General features: G+C 74.6%; 7 protein-coding genes and 2 pseudogenes. 3 read left to right on the top strand and 6 right to left on the bottom strand.

The features are described from left to right. Nucleotides 1-495, bottom strand: a pseudogene (locus tag ACWCSD_RS45920) (aminoglycoside phosphotransferase family protein); the annotation flags it as partial. 43 nt (nt 496-538) lie between these two features. On the opposite strand from ACWCSD_RS45920, the gene ACWCSD_RS45915 reads away from it, so the two are divergent. After that, nucleotides 539-850, top strand: coding sequence for a hypothetical protein (locus ACWCSD_RS45915; RefSeq protein ID WP_387669944.1), 312 nt, complete (start codon nt 539-541; stop codon nt 848-850). 63 nt (nt 851-913) lie between these two features. On the opposite strand, the gene ACWCSD_RS45910 is transcribed toward ACWCSD_RS45915, so the two are convergent. After that, complete coding sequence (locus ACWCSD_RS45910) at nt 914-1,153, bottom strand: hypothetical protein (RefSeq protein WP_352331431.1); 240 nt, start codon at nt 1,151-1,153, stop codon at nt 914-916. A 148-nt stretch (nt 1,154-1,301) separates the two neighbouring features. On the opposite strand from ACWCSD_RS45910, the gene ACWCSD_RS45905 reads away from it, so the two are divergent. After that, on the top strand, nt 1,302-2,198 hold the full coding sequence (locus ACWCSD_RS45905; protein ID WP_449924946.1) for a TIGR03619 family F420-dependent LLM class oxidoreductase: 897 nt from the start codon (nt 1,302-1,304) through the stop codon (nt 2,196-2,198). On the opposite strand, the gene ACWCSD_RS45900 is transcribed toward ACWCSD_RS45905, so the two are convergent. From ACWCSD_RS45900 to murQ, 3 genes are read right to left on the bottom strand one after another with little or no spacing between them, the layout of a single operon-like run. Further along, nucleotides 2,195-2,575, bottom strand: a complete 381-nt coding sequence (locus ACWCSD_RS45900; RefSeq protein ID WP_358293224.1) for a VOC family protein — start codon at nt 2,573-2,575, stop codon at nt 2,195-2,197. The genes ACWCSD_RS45905 and ACWCSD_RS45900 overlap by 4 nt on opposite strands. Nucleotides 2,576-2,579: 4 nt before the next feature. Beyond that, complete coding sequence (locus tag ACWCSD_RS45895) at nt 2,580-3,674, bottom strand: serine hydrolase domain-containing protein (RefSeq protein WP_449924942.1); 1,095 nt, start codon at nt 3,672-3,674, stop codon at nt 2,580-2,582. Nucleotides 3,675-3,729: 55 nt separating this feature from the next. Then, a complete protein-coding gene (gene murQ / locus ACWCSD_RS45890; protein ID WP_358293220.1) occupies nt 3,730-4,629 on the bottom strand; it encodes an N-acetylmuramic acid 6-phosphate etherase in 900 nt (299 codons plus the stop codon). A gap of 57 nt (nt 4,630-4,686) precedes the next feature. On the opposite strand from murQ, the gene ACWCSD_RS45885 reads away from it, so the two are divergent. Continuing rightward, entirely contained in the window at nt 4,687-5,799 is a 1,113-nt protein-coding gene (locus ACWCSD_RS45885; protein WP_397210123.1) for an exo-beta-N-acetylmuramidase NamZ family protein, read from the top strand. Between the two features lie 2 nt (nt 5,800-5,801). Here ACWCSD_RS45885 and ACWCSD_RS45880 read toward each other — a convergent pair. Further along, a pseudogene (locus tag ACWCSD_RS45880) lies at nt 5,802-6,078 on the bottom strand (GNAT family N-acetyltransferase); the annotation flags it as partial.

Genomic DNA, 6,078 nt, shown 5'->3' with positions numbered 1-6,078 from the left:
CTGCCACACCAGCCCGAAACTCGGCGCCGCGACCAGGGACTCGGGCATGTGCGGCTGCTCGACCGGGCCGTCGCCGCTCATCCTGGACACCGCGCGGGCGGCCCGCGCCGGGCCTCCGGCGGGCGGCATCGGCGGCACCACCGTCAGGGGGACGGCGTGCAGCCGGGCGAGCAGCCGCGCGCCCTCCTCCCAGGGGGCGGACCCGGGGTCGTCGTGGGGGACCGGGCGGCCGGCCGGCCAGACGCTGACCGCGCGGCCCGCCGCCGTCAGCACCTCGGCCTCCAGCGGGGCCAGCAGCACGCCGTTGACCGCGGCCGCGGCGGCGGCCCTGAGGCGGGCGCGCAGCGGCTCCACCTCGTCGCGGGCGGAGTGGGCCTTGACCACCACCTCGCCCATCCGTAACACGACCACGTCGGTGCGTGTCTGGTGTCGCACGGGCTCGCCCGTGCCGCCGTACGCCGCGGCGATGCCCGCCAGCTCCTCCTCTAGACCCACTCGTACAGAGTATTGGGCAGTGTTGGGGGTAAATGCCGTCGTGATGGCGGGAGCGAGGGAGTGGGCGGCGCTGGCGCGCGAGTGGCTGAGGGCGAGCTCGCCGCGGGCCGCCCAGGCGATGCGCGAGCACGATCAGGAGGCCGCCCGGCGCCGCCGTGAGCGGCGTCCGGCGGCGCGCCGGGGGAGGCCCGCGGACCAGGAGGCCGCCCGGGAGCCGGCGCGGTGGGCGGTCGAGCCCGAGGCGGCGGACGGTCCGGGCCAGGAGGAGATCGAGCGGGCGCGTGCGGCGCTGGCGCGGGCGACCTCGCTGGAGCGGGCGCGGGCCCGGGCGCGGCGGGAGCGGGGACACGGGTGACGGATGAAGCCACCCGAGCCCTCGCGAAGGGCCGCCGTCAGGCGCTGCCGAGCCTGACCGCGCCTACTTCCTGAGCCAGAGCATGTAGTACGGGCTGTCCCAGCGGCACTCGTACTCCTTGTACCCCTTCGTGACGAGCAGCGTGGTGCCCGCCGACACGCAGTTCTGCAGCGTGCGGTACGCCTGGTACGGGGTCCAGCTCGTGGCCGAAGCGCCGGCCGGAGCGGCGACGGAGAGGGTGCCGACGGCGAGGGCCCCGGCCATGGCCAGTGCCACGCCGAGCCGTGCGGACTTCTGTCGCATGCATCGTCCTTCCTCGTGGGGCGGCGCGGACGCGCCGTGTTGATCATCCTCACGCTAGCGCTTCTTGATCAGAAAGATGCCCTTTTTGTCGATCTTGCACCTTTCGTGTGGTGGGAGATCACGCACCCGGGTCGGTCAGACTGGGAGCATGAGAATCGGTTTCGCCGTACCCCAGTCAGGGCCCTGGGCCACACCGGAGAACATGCGCCGCGTCGCCGCGCGGGCCGAGGAGCTGGGCTACCACGAGCTCTGGACGTTCCAGCGGCTGCTGTACCCCGTCGGGCATCCCATGGGGCCGACCTACCGCAGTGTCCACGACCCGCTGGTCACGCTGGCGCACCTGTCCGGCGTCACCCGGACGATCCGGCTGGGCGTGGCCGTGGTGAACGCGTACGTGCAGCCGGTCGTGCTGGCCAAGCAGCTCGCCACCCTGCAGACCCTCTCCGGCGGCCGGGTCAGCGCCGGCGTCGGGCTCGGCTGGGTGCCGGAGGAGTTCGAGGCCGCGGGCGTCGGCATGGAGCGCCGCGGGCGCCGGGGCGAGGAGTTCGTCGAGCTGCTGCGCAAGGCGTGGACGGACGACGTCGTCGAGCACGACGGCGAGTTCTACCGGGTGCCGGCCTCCCACATCGACCCCAAGCCGGCGCCGGGGCCGCCGCAGGTCCTGCTGGGCGGCACCGCCGAGGTAGCGCTGCGCCGGGCCGGCCGGCTGGCCGACGGCTGGATCAGCTCCAGCAGGGAGGACCTGTCGGCGGTCGCGGGCCGGATCGCGCTGATCAAGGAGGCGATCGCCGGCGCCGGACGCGACGCGGCCTCGTTCCGCTACGTGTGCCGCGGCGTCACGCAGGTGCGGCCCGCCGGCGCCGAGGACGCCCGCCGGCCGCTGACCGGCACGTACGAGCAGATCAGGCAGGACGTCGCCGCCCTGGCCGCCGAGGGCGTCACGGACGTCTTCCACGACCTCAACTTCGACAAGGAGATCGTCACCGCAGACGCCGGGGAGGCGATGCGCCGGGCCGAGGAGGCCCTGGAGGCGCTGGCGCCCTAACCGCCGCCGTAGGGGACCGTGATGATCTCCAGGTTGTGCCCGTCGGGGCCCGACCAGTAGAGCCCGCGGCCGCCGTCGTGGGTGTTGATCACGCCGGGCCTGGTGTGCCCCGGATCGGCCCAGAACGTCAGGCCGCGGCTCCTGATCCGCCCCCAGATCTGGTCGAACTCCTCCTCGCCGACGAGGAAGGCGTAGTGCTGCGGGGTCACCTCGCCGTCGGCCTGCATCACGTCGAGCGAGACGTCGTTGGCCAGCGTCACGACCCGGAACGGGCCGTAGACCGGCGCGGGCTCCAGGCCGAGGACGTCGACCAGGAAGGCGGCCGTGGCGTCCCGGTCGGTGGCGGCGACGATGGTGTGGTTCAGCTGCACGGGCATGCGTTCACGCTACGTGCCGCAGCGCCTCGGCGGCCACCGCGCACCGCAGCTCGCGCATCCCCGGCCGCCCGCGCACCGGATGGACGGCGTTGGTCAGCAGCACCACGGTCAGCCCGCGCGCCGGATCGACCACCAGCGACGTCCCGGTGAACCCGGAGTGGCCGTAGGCGCCGCTCAGCGGGCCCACGATGCCGGGGTCGCCGATCCGCACGCCGAGCCCGTGCCGGAACGCGGCCCCCTCCGCCCCCTGGTCGCGGGTCATCTCCGCCACGCTCGACGGGCTCAGCATCGCGCCACCGCCCAGCCGCAGCGCCTCCCCGAAGGCCAGCAGGTCGTCCGCCGGGGCGAACAGGCCCGCGTGCCCGGCCACCCCGCCCAGGGCGTGGGCCGTCTCGTCGTGCACCTCGCCGCGCACGCAGCCGGGGCCGGGGCGTTCGGGCTTGAACTCCGTCGCGGCGACGCGCTCGGCCGGCCCGCCGCCGCCGACCGGGCGGTAGCCGGTGCCGGAAAGGCCGAGCACGTCCGTGATCCGGGCGCGGACCAGGACGTCGAGCGGGGCGGACGCGGCCAGCTCGGCGATCCGGCCGGCCATCACCATGCCGACGTCGCTGTAGAGGTAGGGGCCGCCGACCGGGCCGGTGACCGGCGTGGTGAGCATCGCGGCCATGCGCTCGTCCGGCCCGGCCTGCGGAAGCTCCAGGTCGATCCGGCGGGTCGGCGTCAGGCCCGCCGTGTGGGTGAGCAGGCGGCGCAGCGTGATCCGCGGGTCGGCCCCGGGGAGCCACGACCGGACCGGCTCGTCCAGGTCGAGCAGGCCCTCCTCGGTGAGCGAGAGCACCACCGCGGTGGTGCACAGCTTGCTGACCGAGGCCAGGTCGAACACCGAGTCCCGGCGCGCGGGAGGCCGATCGGCGGCGAGCGTCCCGGGGGCCCCCGGGGCGGCGTCCGATCCGGTGGCCGGCTCGGCGTCGGCGTACCTGACCAGCTCGCCCACCGCCGCGGCGGCGGTCACCGTGCCGTGCGCGGCGATCAGCGCGACCGCCGCCGGGCACACCTCGGGCACCGCGGCCGCCAGCAGGCGCTCCAGCCGGTCCGACATCCCCGTTCCCCCCTCGTCAGTCCCCGATGGCGCCCCGGCGCCTCCCGCCCGTACGTCAGCCGCTGAGCGCGTCGCTGAGCCGCTCTCCGTGCGACTCCAGCAGCGCGCGGGCGGCGTCGGGGTCCAGGCCGTGCTGGATCATCACCACGGCCGTCTTCGCCTGCCCGCCGGCCGCCTCCAGCGCCGCGCCCGCCGTCGCGGCGTCGGCCCCGGTGATCTCGCGCACCATGCGCAGCGCGCGGGAGGCGAGCTTGCTGTTCATGGCCGACATCTCGATCATCTTGTTCCCGTAGGTCCGGCCCAGCCGGACCATGGAGATCGTCGAGATCATGTTGAGCACGAGCTTCTGCGCCGTGCCCGCCTTCAGCCTGGTCGAGCCCGCCACCACCTCGGGCCCCACCACGACCTCGATCCCGTGCTCGGCGGCGGCCGACAGCGGCGCGCCCGTGTTGCACGACAGCGCCGCGGTCAGCGCCCCCCGGCCGGCGGCCTCGGCCAGCGCGCCCAGCACGAACGGGGCCCGTCCGCTGGCCGACACGCCCACCACCGAGTCGAGCGCGCCCACCTCCAGGTCCTTCATGGCCGCCGCGCCCGCCTCGGCGTCGTCCTCCGCGCCCTCGATGGACCGGGTCAGCGCCTCCGGCCCGCCGGCGATGACGCCCTGCACCAGCGAGGGGTCGGTGCCGAACGTCGGAGGGCACTCGCTGGCGTCGAGCACGGCCAGCCGTCCCGAGGTGCCGGCGCCGACGTACAGCAGCCTGCCTCCCTCGGCCATCCGGGCGGCGATCGCGTCGATGGCCGCCGAGATCGCCGGGACGGCCGCGGCCACGGCCACGGGCACCTCGGCGTCGGCCTGGTTCATCAGTCGGGCGATCTGCTCCGTCGGCAGCCGGTCGATCTGGCTGTAGCGGGGATCGCTCTGCTCGGTGGACAGCTCGGGCAGCGGATCAATCATGACGCTAATTTCCACCCTTTACTTCTCAGTTGTAAATATCTTTCAGAGAATGGATCCATGTCACACGTACGCACCGGAGCCGAACGGCTGGCCGCGGACCCCGCGCTGGCCGGCGGCGCCCGTCTCGGCCTGATCACCAATCCCACCGGCGTCCTGCCCGACCTGACCCCCACGACCGACGCCCTGCTGGCCGCGGGGCTGCCCCTGACCGCGCTGTTCGGCCCCGAGCACGGCCTGCGCGGCACGGCCCAGGCGGGATCGAGCGAGCGCGACGCGGTGGACCCCGCGACGGGACTGCCGGTCTTCGACACCCACGAGCTGTCGGGCGACGACCTCGACCGCGTGGTCGCCGCCTCCGGCGTGGACACGCTGGTCTTCGACATCGCCGACGTGGGCGCCCGTTTCTACACCTTCGTGTGGACCATGTACGACCTGCTGGCCTCGGCCGCGCGGCTGGGCCTGCGGTTCGTGGTGCTGGACCGGCCCAACCCCCTGGGCGGGACCGTCGAGGAGGGCCCCCTGCTGGACCCGGCGTTCGCCAGCTTCGTGGGCCGCTTCCCGCTGCCCGTGCGCCACGGCAGGACCGCGGGGGAGCTGGCGGCGCTGTTCGGCTTCGACGCCGACCTGCGGGTGGTCACGATGGAGGGCTGGCGGCGGGACATGAGCTGGGCGGAGACCGGCCTGCCCTGGGTGATGCCCTCGGTCAACATGCCGACCCCCGACACCGCGCTGGTCTACCCGGGCACCGGGCTGTTCGAGGGCACCAACTTCTCCGAGGGCCGCGGCACCACCCGGCCGTTCGAGCTGGTCGGGGCGCCGTACGCGGACGAGCGCTACGCGGCCGCCCTGAACGGGCTGGAGCTGCCGGGGGTGCGGTTCAGGGACACCTGGTTCACCCCGACGTTCCACAAGCACGCGGGCCTGCCCGTCCGCGGGGTGCAGCTGCACGTGCACGACCCGCGGGCCTTCCGGCCGGTGCTGACCGGGTTGTCGATGCTGCACACGGCCCGCGTCCTCTACCCGGACGACCTGGTCTGGAAGGGCGAGGAGCTGTTCCTCGACCTGCTCTGGGGCTCCGACACGCTCACGCGCTGCCTGGAGGCCGGGGACGACCCGCGCGAGCTGTGCCCGCCGCCCGGCCGTCCAGAAGGACATCTGCTCTACAGCTGACATCAGGCCAGATCGCGCCGGTAGAGCCAGAAGACGCGTTCGGCTCGCGCGCCCACGGCGCGCGAGTAGAACCGCAACGGCCCCACCCATCCGATCTCGGCGCTCTCCTGACCGGCGGCCCGCTGCTCGGCCAGGCAGCGGCGCAGCAGCACCCCGCCGAGGCCGAGCCCGCGGGCGTCCGGAGCGGTGCCCATCGGGCCGAACCAGGCCGGCCGCGCCCCCCAGGCGGCGAAGGCCAGGACACGCCCGTCGCGCTCGGCGTAGTGCAGGCCGGTCGCG

This window comes from Nonomuraea sp. NPDC001684 (assembly GCF_053596515.1).
Note: the sequence above shows the minus strand (reverse complement) of the source record. Positions and strands in the feature narration are given on the sequence as shown.

What these genes read in the sequence shown, in the direction of transcription:
- ACWCSD_RS45915 (WP_387669944.1), top strand. Translation starts at nt 539, where the DNA reads ATGGCGGGAGCGAGGGAGTGGGCGGCGCTGGCGCGCGAGTGGCTGAGG.
- ACWCSD_RS45910 (WP_352331431.1), bottom strand. Translation starts at nt 1,153, where the DNA reads ATGCGACAGAAGTCCGCACGGCTCGGCGTGGCACTGGCCATGGCCGGG.
- ACWCSD_RS45905 (WP_449924946.1), top strand. Translation starts at nt 1,302, where the DNA reads ATGAGAATCGGTTTCGCCGTACCCCAGTCAGGGCCCTGGGCCACACCG.
- ACWCSD_RS45900 (WP_358293224.1), bottom strand. Translation starts at nt 2,575, where the DNA reads ATGCCCGTGCAGCTGAACCACACCATCGTCGCCGCCACCGACCGGGAC.
- ACWCSD_RS45895 (WP_449924942.1), bottom strand. Translation starts at nt 3,674, where the DNA reads ATGTCGGACCGGCTGGAGCGCCTGCTGGCGGCCGCGGTGCCCGAGGTG.
- murQ (WP_358293220.1), bottom strand. Translation starts at nt 4,629, where the DNA reads ATGATTGATCCGCTGCCCGAGCTGTCCACCGAGCAGAGCGATCCCCGC.
- ACWCSD_RS45885 (WP_397210123.1), top strand. Translation starts at nt 4,687, where the DNA reads ATGTCACACGTACGCACCGGAGCCGAACGGCTGGCCGCGGACCCCGCG.